Source organism: Shewanella sp. (assembly GCF_013214165.1).
Classification (GTDB): Bacteria; Pseudomonadota; Gammaproteobacteria; order Enterobacterales; family Shewanellaceae; genus Shewanella.
This window is the reverse complement of record NZ_JABSSM010000030.1, coordinates 12,695-28,765: the sequence shown is the minus strand read 5'-3', so window position 1 is coordinate 28,765 and position 16,071 is coordinate 12,695. Positions and strand designations below refer to the sequence as shown.

The window sequence follows — 16,071 nt, the reverse complement described above, 5'->3', positions numbered from 1 at the left end:
GTTGACCAGCGACCCAATCGGGTCGCTGGTTTGTTTTAACCGCGATAAAATATACGTAAAATGGTCTAGCGTATCGCGATACAATTTGATACTTTTGTTGTGTCGATGTTTTATTTTATATTGTTACTTTTCAATTGTTTGAGATGATTAATCTCGTATTGTAAATTACTGTAAATAACCTTAAATAATAACTATTATTATTTATATTACGCCAACTTTCGTGATATCCATTTTGAGGTTGGCCATGTCGTTACATTCCCGTTCATTTAGAGCTTCACCCATTTGTGTAGCAGTTGTCTCTGCTCTTACCCTTGTGCCTGCGGTTGCCGAAGAGGCGAAGACAGAAACACTACCTAGCGCAGAGATAGAGCGTATCTCGGTAACGGGTCGTAGTTTCAATGACTACAAGATTGGCAGCGCTTCCGGTGCCATGCGCGGCGACATAAGCCTTATGGATACACCACAATCTGTAGCGGTTATTCCCAATTTTATTACCGACGAACAACTAGCCACTAACTTATCTGAAGTATTGGTAAACGATTCCAGTGTCACTGGCGGCTCAGAGAAGTGGAACCGTCAGGTATTCAGCATTAGAGGTTTCGAACTGTCTTCTGGTTCTGGCTACCTGATCAATGGCCATCAGCAGTGGTCACACTATGTGCAGCCTATCGAGACACTGCAGCAGGTTGAAGTGCTTAAGGGGCCATCGAGCATGCTCTACGGTCAGTCAGGCCCGGGTGGCTTGATCAACATGGTCACCAAGAAGCCGACCTATGATACAGTTTTCGATCTTGGATTTGATACCGATGAGCATGGTTCAACTCGTTTTCAGCTCGATGCCGGTGGCAGCCTCAATGAAGATCAAACTATTCGTTATCGCACCGTGCTGGTTAAGCAAGACACCCAATATTGGCGCACGTATTCTGCAGAGGATGGGCAAGAAGGTACTAACCAGGAGCGTGATCGTTGGTTAGGCTATCTGAACCTTGAGTTCGATATTAGCGACGATCTCTTGTTATCACTCAAATATGATCATACCCAAGATAAGACGGGTATCGACCGTGGTGGTTGGCTAGATAGCAGCGGCGACCTGATTGGTGGCGAAGACATCATCTGGGATCAACCTTGGGCCTTCACCGATAACACCATCACTAACATGGGCGCGGATCTCACCTATCAGATCAGCGACGACTGGAAGGTAAAAGCGGGGTATAACGAGCAGCAGTTTAATCGTCAGCGTCTGGACTCCTCGCCATCACAATTAAAAGATGCTGATGGAAATTATCTAGATCCCTATGAGTATGGTTACAATGTTAGCCCATTCGATCGTTACGATGATTGGCAGCATAAGACCAGTTATATCGATTTTGTCGGTAACTTCTCGACCGGCAGCCTAGATCATCAGTTCTTACTCGGTGCTAATATGCTGGAGTACTTTTATCAGCAAACAAAAATGAAAGGTAGCAGCCAGCTGGTTATGCCGGGTCAGCCGATCCCTAAGCCAGATCTTGATTACAAGCTTGAAGAGCCTGGCACTCCAACAAAATATAAGCATTATGGTTTCTATATTCAGGACCTGATGACGATTAACGATCGATGGCAGCTATTGGCCGGTATGCGTTATGACGAGCAGAAGAAGGATGGTGCGGGTAATAATAGCTATGCGCTATCACCTAAGTTTGGTGTGATCTACTCGCCGGCGGCAAATGCCAGTATCTATGTCAATTACTCTCAGAGTTTTACTCCTCAAGGTATTGTTAATAATGAAGAAGATGTTAACGATGGTGTTAACCTAGATCCTGAGTACGGTGAGCAGTATGAGATAGGGACTAAGTGGGAGTTATTCGATGGCAGCCTACTATTAACCGGTGCCGTGTTCGATATTACCGTATCTAACGTTACTGTGACTCAGCAATTAGAGACCAATAATCCTGACGGCAAGCAAACGATCACCACTCAAAGCGGCGAGCAACATCATAGAGGCTTCGAGATGGGGGCTCAGGGTCAGGTCAGCGACAACTGGTTTATGACCGGTTCCATGATGTACCTAGAGGCTGAATATCAAACAGGTGATAACTTAGATGGAATGACACCTGTGGATGCCCCCGAGTGGTCGGCCAACATTTGGACCCGTTATGAGATGACAGATAAGCTGGCATTTAACTTCGGCGCCATCTATGTGGGCGAGCGTTTCGCTAATACCAGTAATACTGTGACTAAAGATGCTTATGTTCGTTTCGATATGGGCGCGGCTTATACCATGGATGTCATGGGCAGTGATGTTAGCGTGCGCTTAAATGTTAAGAATCTATTCGATGAAGACTATCTAGCCGGCGGTACGACTACCGATGTGACTGTGGGTGAAGGACGTCACTTCGGCCTAGCACTGCACGCTAAGTTCTAAGTTTCACTCCTTACCTATCCTAGATGTAATGACCCAAGGCAGCCAATGGGCTGCCTTGGGTCATTGTGGCGTGTGTCCCGTCTGCTGTCATTATCAATGCAGCAAGCAAGTCGAATTTGTTGACTATAATTTGTCTAATGATTGCAAATATGTTTCGTTTGTCTATAATCTTGCTTTCGAAACGAAACTTAAGCGAAACTTTAATGACTAAACGTAATACTCAGCAGCGACGTCATACCATAATCAGTCTCTTAAATGAGGATGGTGAGGTGAGTGTCGATGAGCTGGCATTACGTTTTGACACGTCTGAAGTCACCATTCGCAAAGATCTTAGCGCATTAGAAAAAACTGGCCTGCTGTTGAGGCGTTATGGTGGTGCGGTATCTGTGCCTCGAGAGATGACTCAAGCGACCACAGAAGTTATTTCCGCTAATAAGCAGAGTATTGCCAAGGCGGCGGCCAGGCTAATAAAAGATCATAATCGCATCATCATAGATAGTGGCAGCACCACCTCGGGTCTAGTCCAAGAGTTAGGCCGTAAACGTGGTCTAGTGGTGATGACCAATGCCCTGCAACTGGCCAGCGCGATCCATGAATTAGAGTATGAGCCGACGCTCTTGATGACTGGCGGGACCTGGGACCCGCATTCTGAATCATTTCAAGGCCAGGTTGCCGAACAGGTATTACGCTCCTATAACTTCGATCAACTCTTTATCGGTGCCGATGGTATCGATATCGAACGTGGCACCACGACGTTCAACGAGTTAACCGGACTCAGTAAGGTGATGGCCGAGGTGTCCCGTGAAGTCATAGTCATGTTGGAGTCCGATAAGATAGGCAGGCGCATTCCTAACCTGGAATTGCCCTGGAGTGATATCAGCGTGATAGTCACAGATGACAAGCTTCCCGATGAGGCTGCTGAAAAAATTTCCGAGCAAGGCGTACGAGTTATCGTGGCGCCTTACTCAAGCTAATTCGATTTTAATTGTTCAATTTATATAAATATTAGGTATCAATATGTGCGGAATAGTTGGCGCGGTAGCGCAAAGAGATGTGGCCGAAATACTGGTCGAAGGTTTACGTCGTCTGGAATATCGCGGCTATGATTCGGCGGGTGTTGCGGTGATTAATAATGCAGAGCTTAGCAGTACTCGCCGCGTGGGTAAGGTGCAAGAGTTATCCAGTGCACTCGACGCTGCGCCGCTAAGCGGTGGAACCGGTATCGCTCACACTCGATGGGCTACCCATGGTGAGCCCAGTGAACGCAATGCACACCCACATCAGTCACAAGGTGATATTGCGGTGGTGCATAATGGCATCATAGAAAACCACAATAAGCTGCGCGAGATGCTAAAAGGCTTAGGTTATCGCTTCGCATCGGATACCGATACCGAAGTTATTTGTCACCTAGTTCATCACGAGCTTAAATCCCATAAGACTCTGCTGGCTGCGGTTCAGGTCACGGTTAAACAGCTGGAAGGCGCCTACGGCACTGTGGTTATCGACCGCCGTGACGGCGAGCGCATGATAGTAGCGCGTTCGGGTAGTCCCCTGGTTATCGGTTATGGCTTAGGTGAGAACTTTGTCGCCTCGGATCAGTTGGCACTCCTCCCCGTGACCCGCTCTTTTTCTTTCCTCGAAGAGGGAGATGTAGCCGAAGTGACGCGTCGTAGCGTAGCTATCTATGATGTCGATGGCAATGCGGTTGAGCGTGAGGTTAAAGAGTCAGATGTGACCCATGACGCCGGTGATAAGGGCGAATATCGTCACTACATGCTCAAGGAGATCTATGAGCAGCCATTAGCATTGAGTCGCACCATAGAAGGGCGTATCGCCAATAAGCAGGTATTAGATACTGCCTTCGGTGACAATGCGAGCGAATTTCTGAAAGACATTAAGCATGTGCAGATCATCGCCTGTGGTACTAGTTATCATGCGGGGATGGCCGCTCGTTACTGGTTAGAAGATTGGGCCGGTGTGTCATGTAACGTGGAAATTGCTTCCGAGTTCCGTTACCGCAAGTCGCACATGTTCCCCAACAGCTTGTTGGTGACCATCTCTCAGTCTGGCGAGACCGCCGATACTTTGGCCGCATTACGCCTGGCGAAAGAGATGGGTTACACGGCCACCATGACCATATGCAACTCAGCTGGATCGTCTCTGGTACGTGAATCTGATATGGCTTATATGATGAAAGCGGGCGCCGAGATTGGTGTTGCTTCGACTAAGGCCTTCACGGTGCAGTTAGCCGGCCTGCTTATGCTAACTGCCGTTATCGGTCGCCATAATGGCATGTCCGCTGATATCCAGGCTAAGATCACTCAGAGCCTGCAGTCTATGCCGGCCAAAGTTGAACAGGCACTCGGACTCGATAGCGCTATTGCCGAGCTGGCCGAAGATTTTGCCGACAAGCATCATGCACTCTTCCTTGGCCGCGGCGATCAGTACCCCATCGCCATGGAAGGAGCACTCAAGCTCAAGGAAATCTCCTATATTCACGCCGAAGCCTATGCATCGGGTGAACTGAAACATGGTCCATTGGCGCTTATCGATGCCGATATGCCGGTGATCGTGGTCGCACCCAATAACGAACTGTTAGAAAAACTTAAGTCGAATGTCGAAGAGGTGCGTGCCCGTGGCGGCTTGATGTATGTGTTTGCCGATGTGGACGCCGAGTTTAAATCTGATGATACTATGAAGGTGATTCAAGTGCCTCACTGTGATGAGTTTATGGCCGCACTTATCTATACTATTCCGATGCAGTTACTCTCGTATCATGTTGCTCTAATTAAAGGTACAGACGTGGATCAACCACGTAATTTGGCCAAGTCGGTGACGGTTGAATAACTTGTCTCCTGTAGCACCATTAAAAAACCGCCTAAATGGCGGTTTTTTAATGTTATAAATTGCTTTTTATCCTGAACGAACTCTTTAGTCTCAAGGTTTTCAGCTTCGACTTCCTCCTCGTTAAACCGCTCACCTTGCCTAGGGTGACTCTCAGCACTTTTGCCGAACTGCTTTGGCTGGGATAAGCGATATTGTTCTTCGAGATGCAGCTGCTTACTCTGTTGATACAGAATGATTTTCTTTAGTCACGCCGGATAATCCGGAAGATTTTCATGACTAAATTATATATAGGCATTATCTATGATGCCATCACTAACATCTTGTGTTTATTTAGATTAATTGGTAAACAATAATTCCTGATTATGATCTAAGGCTATAAGTCATGGTAGTGATAACGCATTCCCCTGATGAAGTTGAACATATCCTGACGCGCTATGTTGAGATTTGGGTAAATGATGCACACATCCTAGCAGTGCCAAGCAGACTTACCATCAGCAGCACTCATTGTCTATCATGGAAGAAGTCAAGCAGTGGGGGGAAGTACACTTAAGCTCTGGTATGTTTGAGTATTTCACGATCTTGCAGCGAGAAAAAGCACAGTGAGAATCTGAGTTCCCAGATCGTGTTTTGCGATTGGTTCATAGCGCCGCCTTTGTGAGGAAGCACTATGCCAAAGCCGGTTATTTAATGGTATGTGTAATTATTTAACCGTGTTAAGTTTATACGTTCCTGAGTTTATTGAGTATTTCTTGGGTTTTAATTTTTAGTAATATTTCGTTACCTTTTGTTTCAACATTAAGCCGAACAACCGGTTCGGTATTTGACCTTCTCAAATTGAAACGCCAATGCTCACCATTTTCAATGAAAGACAGTGAAATACCATCAGTATGATCTTCATTGTGGGCTAGTGCTTTATATTGTTGATAGATACTTTCAATTGCTTCAGCCGGATTATCAATTGTTGAATTGATTTCACCTGAAGAGGGATAAGCCGCAATACGTTCTGCCACCGCTTCAGAAAGCTGAATGTTTTTAACGCATAAAAGCTCTACTACCAGTAACCAGGGGATCATACCCGAATCACAATAAAAGAAATCTTTGAAATAATGATGAGCTGACATTTCACCACCATATACAGCATCTTCTAGGCGCATTCTTTCTTTAAAAAATGCATGCCCTGTTTTACACATGATTGCTGTGCCTTGATTTTTTTCAACCAAATCAATTGTATTCCAAGTGAGTCTCGGATCATGAATAATTTTAGCTGCTTTATTTTTTTGTAAAAAAGCTTCGGCAAGCAGGCCGACGATATAATAACCATCAATAAATTGACCTTTCTCATCAAAAAAGAAACAACGGTCAAAGTCTCCATCCCAAGCAATGCCCATATCTGCGCCGTGTTGTTTTATCGCATCAATGGTATCTTGACGGTTTTCAGGTAGCAGCGGGTTGGGAATTCCATTAGGGAAGTTACCATCAGGTTCATGATTTACTTTGATAAATGTTATGGGAACATTTAACTCGGTAAACTGCTGCTCTATATGGTCAATTACATGACCTGCGGCGCCATTACCAGCATTAACAACTAGTTTAAGTTGCTTAATATTCTTTAGATTAATATAAGAAAGTAAATGTTGGACATATTCTGTTAAAATGGATTTTTGCGTATACTGGCCTTTTTTACTGCAAATAGGAGTGAACACTTGTGTTTCAGCAAGCTGCTTAATATCGAATAAACCAGAATCACCACTAATAGGCACTGAGTTAGCCTTTACTAGCTTCATACCATTGTAGTTTTTGGGGTTATGACTGGCTGTAACTTGAATTCCCCCATCTGCATTTAAATGGCTCGTAGCAAAGTAAATTTCTTCTGTGCCCGTCATTCCTAGATCAATAACATCAATACCACAGTCCATTAGGCCTTCAGCTAAAGCCATTTTTAACTCATTTGAAGTCAGTCGAATATCACCTCCAACAACAACGTTTTTTGGTTGCAGCGCTTGCCCATAAGCTCTTCCTATACGGTACGCTATATCGGTATTAAGCTCTTTTCCCAATTCGCCTCGAATATCATAGGCTTTAAAACATGAAAGTGTTTCAGTCATTCCTAACCCTCAAAAATATCATTGTTATTATTTATCATAATAAATAATAAATTTTATAATCATCATAATTAGTTAATCACACCGAAAGGTTAACGCAAAATTATTGATGTAGCCACATTTTTGTTTAACGTTAATCTTTTTGTTGTAAAGATCCTCGTTTAACGTTAATCTTTTTTGAGATGGATGAGAGTCAGCGCAGTAAAAACAATTAAACAGTACTGCATCAAGCTGACCCATGAGGGTAACGAAGGTGGGGATATGTTAGCTAAAAATCAATTTAATAAAAGCTTACTCGCTGTATCAATTATCACAGCAATGTCGTTTCAAGTCACCGCAGAGGAGGTTGAAAAGTTACAAGTAGAAACAGAAGCGTTGAAAAGTGAAACTATAGAAGTCATACAGGTCACTGGAATCCGCAATGCGTTAAAAGAAGCGCTTTATGATAAGCGTAACGCCGACTCTGTTATGGATTCGATTGCGAATGAAGATTTAGGCAAGTTCCCTGATCAAAATATTTCTGAGTCATTACAACGTATACCGGGGATTACGATTTCAAGAAATGGCGGTGAAGGACAGTTCATTACGGTTCGGGGCATGGGTCCTGAACACAACGTGGTGATGTTAAATAACCGTATTTTAGCCACAGAAAACGATGGTCGAGAGTTTAGCTTTGATGTGCTAGCGACTGAGTTGATTTCTGGGATTGACGTGTATAAATCTCCTTCAGCTAGTTTGCAAGAAGGGGGCATTGGTTCTACCGTTAATTTAAAAACAGCACGCCCACTTAACCTAGATGGTTTTCAAGCAGTAGCTTCTGTAAAAGGTCAATATGATGAAAACTCTGACGAAATTACTCCTCAGCTTTCAGGGCTAGTTAGTAATACTTTTCTTGATGACCGATTTGGTCTCCTCGCTTCATTTAATTACTCTAAAAGACAATTTAGAACTGAGCGACATTATACCGATGGTTATGAAGCCAGAAACGCCAGTGACTTTACCGGCATTTCAGATGCAGACCGTGAAAAGCTTGAGGAGAACGCTGACGAAAATGGCAAGGTACATTATCAGTCTTATTATACCCACGATGTAGATCAGTCCACTCGCGAACGCATCGGTGGTACGCTTGTTGGTCAGTGGCAAGCAAGCGATGATGTGTTGGTGACGGTAGACGGCTTGTATTCAAGACTAGATGTTAATTCTGATACATCGGGTATCGCTTGGTGGGCACCTGCTGATGCGGTTCAAAACCTTGATGTGGATGAAAATGGCACCATTACAGATTATCAGTTATCGGCTGGTGCTCGTCCGACAGAATTTGTTAGATATAGCCGTCCTCGTTTTGCTGAAACTAAGCAAGTCGGTATCAATGTAGACTGGATTATTTCAGATAATTTAACCGCAGTATTTGATGCTTCATGGTCAACAGCGACAGACATCATTGCAGGCGACCAATCTTACTTTACCGGTATGCTTAATAATCCTGGGGAGTTAACCTTCTCCAAACGACCTGGTCAATTAATTCCAGTGTATACAAATATTGGTGACATCAATTCTAAGGAGATAACTCCAAGTTGGTCAACGCTTGAAGGTCGAAATATTGAAGATACTGCATCACAAGTGACTTTCGATACGGTTTATCACTTAGCAGGCGATACTGCCTTTACCAAAATTTTGTCTGGGGTGAGTTATCATCACCGTGCAAAATCTCGTGATATTTATAAAACTCCTGATAGTATTGCATGTACATATTGTTCTGGTGGCTATGAAGGCTTCATTCCAGAAGATGTCTTAAGTGGCAGCATTGATGATTTATACCAATGGATGATCACTGATGGCATTGATGGCATTGCCGACCCTGAGGAACGTGAAGCAGCAAGACAAGCCTTATTGGACAACGGTGGGTTTGGCGTTGTTCATCGTGCACAAGAGTCTGGTACTGTTGAAGAAAATACTTACGGTGCATATGTGCAGGCTAATCTAGATGGTTACTTCGCAGACATGTCTTGGGCGGGTAACTTTGGTTTACGTTATTTATATACAGATGTCACTTCTAGTGGCGTTTCCCAAGAGATAATTAGCTTAACTCCTGATGATAAATTCGGTGAATACATACCAGAATTATCTGACCCTATACATATTTCTGAGGAAGGAAATTACTCTGAATGGTTGCCTTCTGTTAACTTTAAGCTGAATTTACTGAGCGACTTAGAATTACGTTTAGGTGTCGCAAAAACCATTACTCGACCTACATTGAGTAACTTGATGTTGACGACAAGCTTTAACCACAGATATTCAGCACTTACAGGCTATACTAACAACTCTTCACTTGAGCCTATGACTTCATGGAATTATGATAGTTCTTTGGCTTGGTATATCGATGATGTTAGCTATTTGAGTTTGGCATATTTCTACAAAGAGTTAACGAATAAGTGGGGCACCCACACTGTTGAAACTGATATTGATGGTGTGACTTACTTAATTGATACTCCAACCAATATTGGAAACGGTAATGTATCAGGTATCGAACTTGCATTCCAATACACCTTTACTCAATTACCTTATCCGTTTGATGGTTTTGGTGTTCAGGCTAACTACACTGACGTTAAAGAAACCACCGATGATAGTGATTTAGATAACAGCTCACAATCATATAATTTAGTGGCATTCTACGAGAATAATGGCTTTGAGGCTCGTTTTGCTTATAACTATCGAGATGGATATACCGAATCGTTAAATGCAAACCGTGGTCAGCCACGTATGATTGATGATTATGGACAATTAGATGCCAGTGCAAGCTATCATTTTACTAATTCTCTGACTGTATTTGTTGAAGCCATCAATATCACTAATGAGAAAGAGTTTATCTACTCAGTCCATAAAGATCGCTTGATTGAATATACCGATACAGGTGCTCGATACAATGTGGGTCTCAGATATAAGTTTTAAATAAATCATTTTTATCATTTCGTGATGACTAATTAATGCAGGCCATATAACTGTCCTGCATTTTTTATTGCTGAAAATAAGGTGTCGTATGAATAAAGTTTATCAATTGAAAAGCCCTATTTTAAATTATGACTGGGGAGATAAGCAGGCATTATTCAATTTGTTTGCTATTGAAAACCCACAAAACTTACCTCAAGCAGAAATATGGATGGGAGCACATTCCAAAGCACCATCTGAGGTCTTGCTAGAAAACGATTCTATTTCATTACTTGAGTTCATTGACCGCGACCCGGTTGCTTGTCTTGGTCAAAAGGCAGCAACAGAGTTTGCCAATAAACTACCATTCTTATTTAAGGTTCTTGCTGCGGGTAAACCCTTGTCTATTCAGTCTCACCCTAATTTATCGCAAGCAAAGGCAGGCTATGATGCTGAGGAACAGTTAGCGATCCCGCTTGATGCTTTCGAGCGTAACTATAAAGACGATAACCATAAGCCTGAGCTTATCTGTGCGCTTACTCAATTTGAGGCATTAAACGGATTTCGTCGGATTGAACAGATCATCGCTTTGTTTGAACTGATTGATACAGCATTATTAGTTAAACCGTTGGCACAACTAAAAGCGAGTCAAGATAAAGCGGGTTTAAAGGAGTTTTATCGTTGGCTAATGTCATTGTCTCAAAAAGATAGCTTGGTGTTAACCCAGGCAGCAGTGGTTGCAGCAAAGCTGCAAGCAGATAATAAAGCGTATCAAACACTTGATTATTTAAATGAGTTTTACCCTAATGATATTGGTATTTTGTGTGCTTTGTTACTTAACGTGATCACACTGTCACCTGGTGAGGCTATGTATTTAGAAGCTGGCGAGTACCATGCCTATTTATCAGGTGTGGGCATGGAAATCATGGCCAACTCAGATAATGTGTTGCGGGGAGGGTTAACGTCTAAACATGTTGATAAAGCAGAGTTGTTGAAGGTTCTTTCGTTTAATTATGGTGACCTAGACATATTAACGGCTCAATCAACAGCACAAGATGCTGAAAAAGAGTATCGGACCCCCGCAAGTGAATTTTCTTTATCAGTCATTAACCTTGAAGCATCGCAAAATGTGGATTGCCAAGTTGCTAGTGTAGAAATTTTGTTTTGTAGTCGTGGGGAAGGGGAGCTGTTTTGTAGCGGAAATACTTTACCTATTAAAAAAGGTCACTCCTATTTAGTTCCTGCTTCAGTTGGACAATATTCAGTGGTCGGTGATGTGCAGATTTTTAGAAGCCGCATCCCACAGCACTTGTCTTAAAAACACCGGTCCTATTATCACCGCCCTAGGTCTCCGGGTGGTGATTAGCCTAATAAGAGTGATTTTATTAGTCGCTTAGCGCCATTACATAGCAGCAATGGCTGCACCGATAATGGGAGCGTTGTCTGTAGAAATAAGGTGATAATTAATACCATGAGATTGGTTTAATTGCTCCATGTATTTTTTACAGCTATCACTAAAGCCATGTAATTTAAAATATGTTGAACCATCAAGATTAATACAGATGGATTGACCTTTATCTTGATTATGCTTCTGCGAAGCTAGCATTATCGCACTCAATGATAATGCGGTCAGTTTTGCCGCTCTATCGACGATACTTTGTGCAATGTGGTTAATATTAACCAAGGTTGTACTATCAATATTATTTTGAAAATATTCATTATTGAAGTTTTCTGGACTGGCTAAAAGCAAGCTGACTAGCGCAGTTGTCAACATGGCTGCAGGTAAGGTTGTGAACGGCCATATATCCTCTATGACACAGTCAATAGTCGCCTGTTTCAAAGCCATTGTAACAAGTTCACCCAAATAACACCCTGAAATCATTTTTTCAAACAAATAACAGCCAGGATTCGAAGTGCTGCGATCAAGTTGACGATCGATATCACCCAATATTAATTCGTCAAAATCACCTGATTCCAGATTGAATATCTTGTTCGATTGGCCGTCATTTGCCACAAACGCTGCGTTAGTGCCAGTGCCAAGAATAAATCCAATAAATTGCTGGCAATCTAGACTTTCACCTTGAGGGCGTCCGGCCAGTAATGTTGCAACGGTATCATTGAGCAAACAGATGCGTTTATTTGAATGCCCTTGATGGTGAAGCGCGTTTAATAAGCCTTGGCCAATCCATTGGCCAACCATTTCTGGGACATTGATTTCTTTGGTCCAATATAACAATCGCCCGTCTTTTTCTTCATTAATCTCTGTCGGGTATGAAAAGCAAAAGCCAATAGTGTCTGAAAGATGGATTACCGGTTGTAGATACTCACACAAGCGTGCATAGAAATCAGATTGCGATAAATGCTCTGAAAGTCCAGGCATAGAGTGAGTAGAGAAGTATTCAATGTTGGCTTGTTTTTTCTCATCGAAGTTAACTAAGCAGACTCTTAAGTTGGTACCGCCCGCATCCAGTACAATGATATTTTTATTGGTAATTATAGGGGTATCGCTATCAATATAGGAGTTCAGCATAGCTAAAGAAGATGACTCTTTATTCAGCCCTAAGTCCATATGATTGATGAAGGTATTGATAAATTTCTGTTCGTCAATATTACTTGCGGTGAGTTTATTTTGATTAAGAAATTCATCGATAGAGTTGTTATTTAGTTGCATGGTCATTAATTTATAGTAATTAAGTTGGCGGAAGTATGAATCCATGTTTCATTCATCGAGTATGGGTTCATAAGGCGTTGTTAAGAAAATAGGCACTAGTAGAGACGCAATGCCCCCAAAGTATTACTCCAGCTTGAGTTAACTAAGCATCTTATTTCCTAATTGGCATATCTAGTTCTATGGCTTTGTTAATGGTTTTACACCCGCTAAAGCTTCACCTAACTGAGCGTTATAATTGCGCAGGCTAAGTTTCGGGCTGAGCAGCTGCTTATTTCGAGGATGCCCGTCCTCACAATACCCAGCATTACTTCTTGGCAGGATCGTGGGTTTTGCAACCTTTGCTATGAAGTAACTTATGGCACGCTTTGTGTCAGATGCCATCAGCAGCCATCCTGAGTAATATAGGATGGCTCGTTTGCTAATACATCTAGTGGTATACCCATAAGCTGGAAAGCCGAGTTAGTGAAATCTTCAAGTACTCGCAGTGATAAGTCGAATACACCTTTGACAACCTGTGCCGTTTCAGTGGCTACATCGGAGTAAATGTACCCTCGACCTCGACGCCCATGATGCTCACAACATATCAATTCAGAAGGTGAGCGAACCTCGATTAACTAACGCCTTGTTGTACTGTGACCTATTGGTTATTTTTACCGGTTTCATGTTTCCTAAATACTTACTAGAAGGTAGAACACGCTAACGATGAAAGCTTCAATCTATTAAGGAAACAAGGCCGATTAATTATCATAAGTCGTATTTTGACCGTTTTCATTAAAAATTAATACATGTTCTGAAGAAACTTGAAATGTGGCTTTTGTTTCAGAAACATATGAGTGTTGCCCTTGAAGCTTGATTCTAACATCGATGCTTTCAGCGTCTGCGCCACCGTCTAACTGTGCATAAATAAGTGTGGAATCACCCAGGCATTCTATTTCATCCAATGTGAAATTAAATGTGATGGAGTTAGTCACAGACTGATTGTTAATGTGCTCAGGTCTAATGCCAAGGGTAATAGTATCTCCAGCACTGAGGGAGTTAACCTGCTTGTGAATACTGATAGTTTGTTTGTTTTCAAGGTCGACCTGTATTTGACCATCGGTATTACTTTTAACCACACCCTTTAGTAAGTTAATTTTGGGGCTACCGATAAAGCTGGCAGTAAATAAGCTTTGAGGGTTATTGTAAAGCTCTAAAGGGGCACCTATTTGTGCGATATTGCCGTTATCAAGCACGATAATACGATCAGCCATGGTCATGGCTTCAACTTGATCGTGGGTAACATAAATCATTGTATTACCAAGCTTTTTATGTAGCTTGATAATCTCATGGCGCATTTGGACTCTTAGTTCCGTATCAAGGTTTGATAGCGGCTCATCAAATAAGAAGATTTTTGGATCGCGAACTATCGCACGGCCGATTGCAATACGTTGGCGCTGTCCGCCTGATAATTGGCTCGGCATTCTGTCAAGGTATTGAGAAAGCTGAAGTGTTTCGACCGCATATTGGATTTTTTCATCGATGTAACTCTGTTCATGCTTAAGATTTTTTAATCCAAAGCTTAAGTTTTCTCTGACATTCATATGTGGGTATAAAGCATATGATTGAAATACCATGGCAATGCCACGCTTTGCGGCGACCACATTGGTGACATTTTCCCCTTCAATATAAATATCACCCGATGTGACTTCTTCTAGTCCGGCAATCATGCGCAGTAGTGTGGATTTTCCGCAACCCGAAGGGCCAATCAATACAATAAATTCTCCCGAGTTTATGTCAGCGCTAACTTTATGAATAGTTTCAACATCGTCATATCGTTTAACTAATGATTGAAGTTTAAGATCGGCCATTATAATTGTTTTCCTAGTTATGGGGCTTTGGAAGTACTTTGTTTGATGATAAATTCAGATTGAATATAGATATAACTACCGGGTTCAATTGAATCATCAATGAGAGCTTTGGTTGCTAGTTGCCCTTTTAAAAGTGGATCTTGCTTAACTGTGGTCAATTCTGGAAAGTGCTGAGCAAACTGTGGTTGATTAATATCATCAAATCCGGTAATAGAAATGTCAGCAGGAATTGCTAAACCTTGTTGATGACAAAACTGCATCAAACCATAGGCCAAACGATCTGAAAAGCATATAAATGCGGTAATTTCTGGAAAACGCTGTTTTAATTTTTCAGCAGCTTCAGCACCGCTTTCTTCGTTATTTTGGGTTTCTTGAATATGAATATTTTTTAAATCGACATTGTGTTCGATAAAACTATTCTGGCAGCCTAACAACCTGTTTTTAACAACAAAGTTATCCGTATCAATTTCACCTTCAAGGGTATAATAATTATGCTTATTTTCGTGCATACCAAAGGTGATAATGCCAATATTTTTGTGTCCAAGTTCAACCAAATGACTGGTGACTTCCCCCATCATTTCAAGATCGTTGGTATTGATATTGATGTGTTCTGGTGCATCGAAATCCACTACTACAATAGGTACGCCCTTGTTTAACGCCGCTTGGGTGACGATGTTATTTTTATAGGGTGCGTTGAGAATGTAACCATCAACCATAGCGCTTAGCGGATCGCTAATGCCGTGATCTTTAGTTTTGAGTGGAATAAGTACTATGTTTAAGCCTTCTTTCTCACAGACTGTTGATACCCCATGTAAAAACGAAATGTCATAGGGATCCGTAAAAGCATAACTGAGTTGGTCGTTAAAAATGACACCAATCGAGCCACTTTTTCCCGTTCTTAGTGATTTAGCTGCTTGATTTGGGCCGTAGTATTTTATTGATTTTGCATAATCTAATATTTTTTTCCTGACTTCTTTAGACATTTTCTCTGGGCGATTAAAAGCATTAGATACAGTCGTATGCGTCACGCCTAATGTGGCTGCGATAGATTTAAGAGTTTCCCTTTTCTTCATGTTTTTTCCTTCGTGCTCTTGTTCGGCAGCCAATGTGGTTTATAGCTAAGTATGCTGATGGCTAATCCGTATGTAAAGTGAAGCTTAAGTTGATTCAAGCGACTGAATTAACATCGGATCGCAATGAAGTATGTCTGCAAACCTAATAACAGCGATGCTTTAGCATTATATATATTTTCTTGATCTTTGATGAACTTTAACG

At 42.1% G+C, this 16,071-nt stretch carries 10 protein-coding genes and 1 pseudogene; 5 read left to right on the top strand and 6 right to left on the bottom strand.

What is annotated here, in order from left to right; all coding sequences use genetic code 11:
* Window positions 1–244 precede the first annotated feature (244 nt).
* The 3 genes from HRU42_RS10740 to glmS all read left to right on the top strand — a co-directional run bounded on the left by HRU42_RS10740 (window position 245) and on the right by glmS (window position 5,251).
* Window positions 245–2,404, top strand: a complete 2,160-nt coding sequence (locus HRU42_RS10740; RefSeq protein ID WP_295031004.1) for a TonB-dependent siderophore receptor — start codon at window positions 245–247, stop codon at window positions 2,402–2,404.
* A 203-nt stretch (window positions 2,405–2,607) separates the two neighbouring features.
* Complete coding sequence (locus HRU42_RS10735; protein ID WP_295031002.1) at window positions 2,608–3,378, top strand: DeoR/GlpR family DNA-binding transcription regulator; 771 nt, start codon at window positions 2,608–2,610, stop codon at window positions 3,376–3,378.
* A gap of 43 nt (window positions 3,379–3,421) precedes the next feature.
* Window positions 3,422–5,251, top strand: a complete 1,830-nt coding sequence (gene glmS, locus HRU42_RS10730; protein WP_295031000.1) for a glutamine--fructose-6-phosphate transaminase (isomerizing) — start codon at window positions 3,422–3,424, stop codon at window positions 5,249–5,251.
* A 719-nt stretch (window positions 5,252–5,970) separates the two neighbouring features.
* Here glmS and HRU42_RS10725 read toward each other — a convergent pair.
* Window positions 5,971–7,356 carry a phosphomannomutase CpsG gene (locus HRU42_RS10725; RefSeq protein WP_295030998.1) on the bottom strand — a complete coding sequence of 462 codons (1,386 nt, stop codon included), beginning with the start codon at window positions 7,354–7,356 and terminating at the stop codon, window positions 5,971–5,973.
* A gap of 258 nt (window positions 7,357–7,614) precedes the next feature.
* Here HRU42_RS10725 and HRU42_RS10720 point away from each other — a divergent pair, with 258 nt between their 5' ends.
* Both HRU42_RS10720 and manA read left to right on the top strand, forming a co-directional pair.
* A complete protein-coding gene (locus HRU42_RS10720) occupies window positions 7,615–10,302 on the top strand; it encodes a TonB-dependent receptor (protein ID WP_295030996.1) in 2,688 nt (895 codons plus the stop codon).
* Between the two features lie 88 nt (window positions 10,303–10,390).
* The gene (manA, locus tag HRU42_RS10715; protein WP_295030994.1) at window positions 10,391–11,596 is read left to right on the top strand and encodes a mannose-6-phosphate isomerase, class I; all 1,206 of its coding nucleotides are present in this window, start codon (window positions 10,391–10,393) and stop codon (window positions 11,594–11,596) included.
* Between the two features lie 84 nt (window positions 11,597–11,680).
* Here the strand turns inward: manA and HRU42_RS10710 are convergent, their stop codons facing one another.
* From HRU42_RS10710 to HRU42_RS10690, 5 genes and pseudogenes are all read right to left on the bottom strand, one after another.
* Complete coding sequence (locus HRU42_RS10710; protein WP_295030993.1) at window positions 11,681–12,994, bottom strand: hypothetical protein; 1,314 nt, start codon at window positions 12,992–12,994, stop codon at window positions 11,681–11,683.
* 132 nt (window positions 12,995–13,126) lie between these two features.
* Window positions 13,127–13,270: pseudogene (locus HRU42_RS10705) on the bottom strand (IS5/IS1182 family transposase); the annotation flags it as partial.
* 59 nt (window positions 13,271–13,329) lie between these two features.
* On the bottom strand, window positions 13,330–13,536 hold the full coding sequence (locus tag HRU42_RS10700) for a transposase (RefSeq protein ID WP_295030992.1): 207 nt from the start codon (window positions 13,534–13,536) through the stop codon (window positions 13,330–13,332).
* A 150-nt stretch (window positions 13,537–13,686) separates the two neighbouring features.
* Entirely contained in the window at window positions 13,687–14,796 is a 1,110-nt protein-coding gene (locus HRU42_RS10695; RefSeq protein WP_295030991.1) for an ABC transporter ATP-binding protein, read from the bottom strand.
* Between the two features lie 17 nt (window positions 14,797–14,813).
* On the bottom strand, window positions 14,814–15,869 hold the full coding sequence (locus HRU42_RS10690) for a LacI family DNA-binding transcriptional regulator (protein WP_295030990.1): 1,056 nt from the start codon (window positions 15,867–15,869) through the stop codon (window positions 14,814–14,816).
* Between the last annotated feature and the right edge of the window lie 202 nt (window positions 15,870–16,071).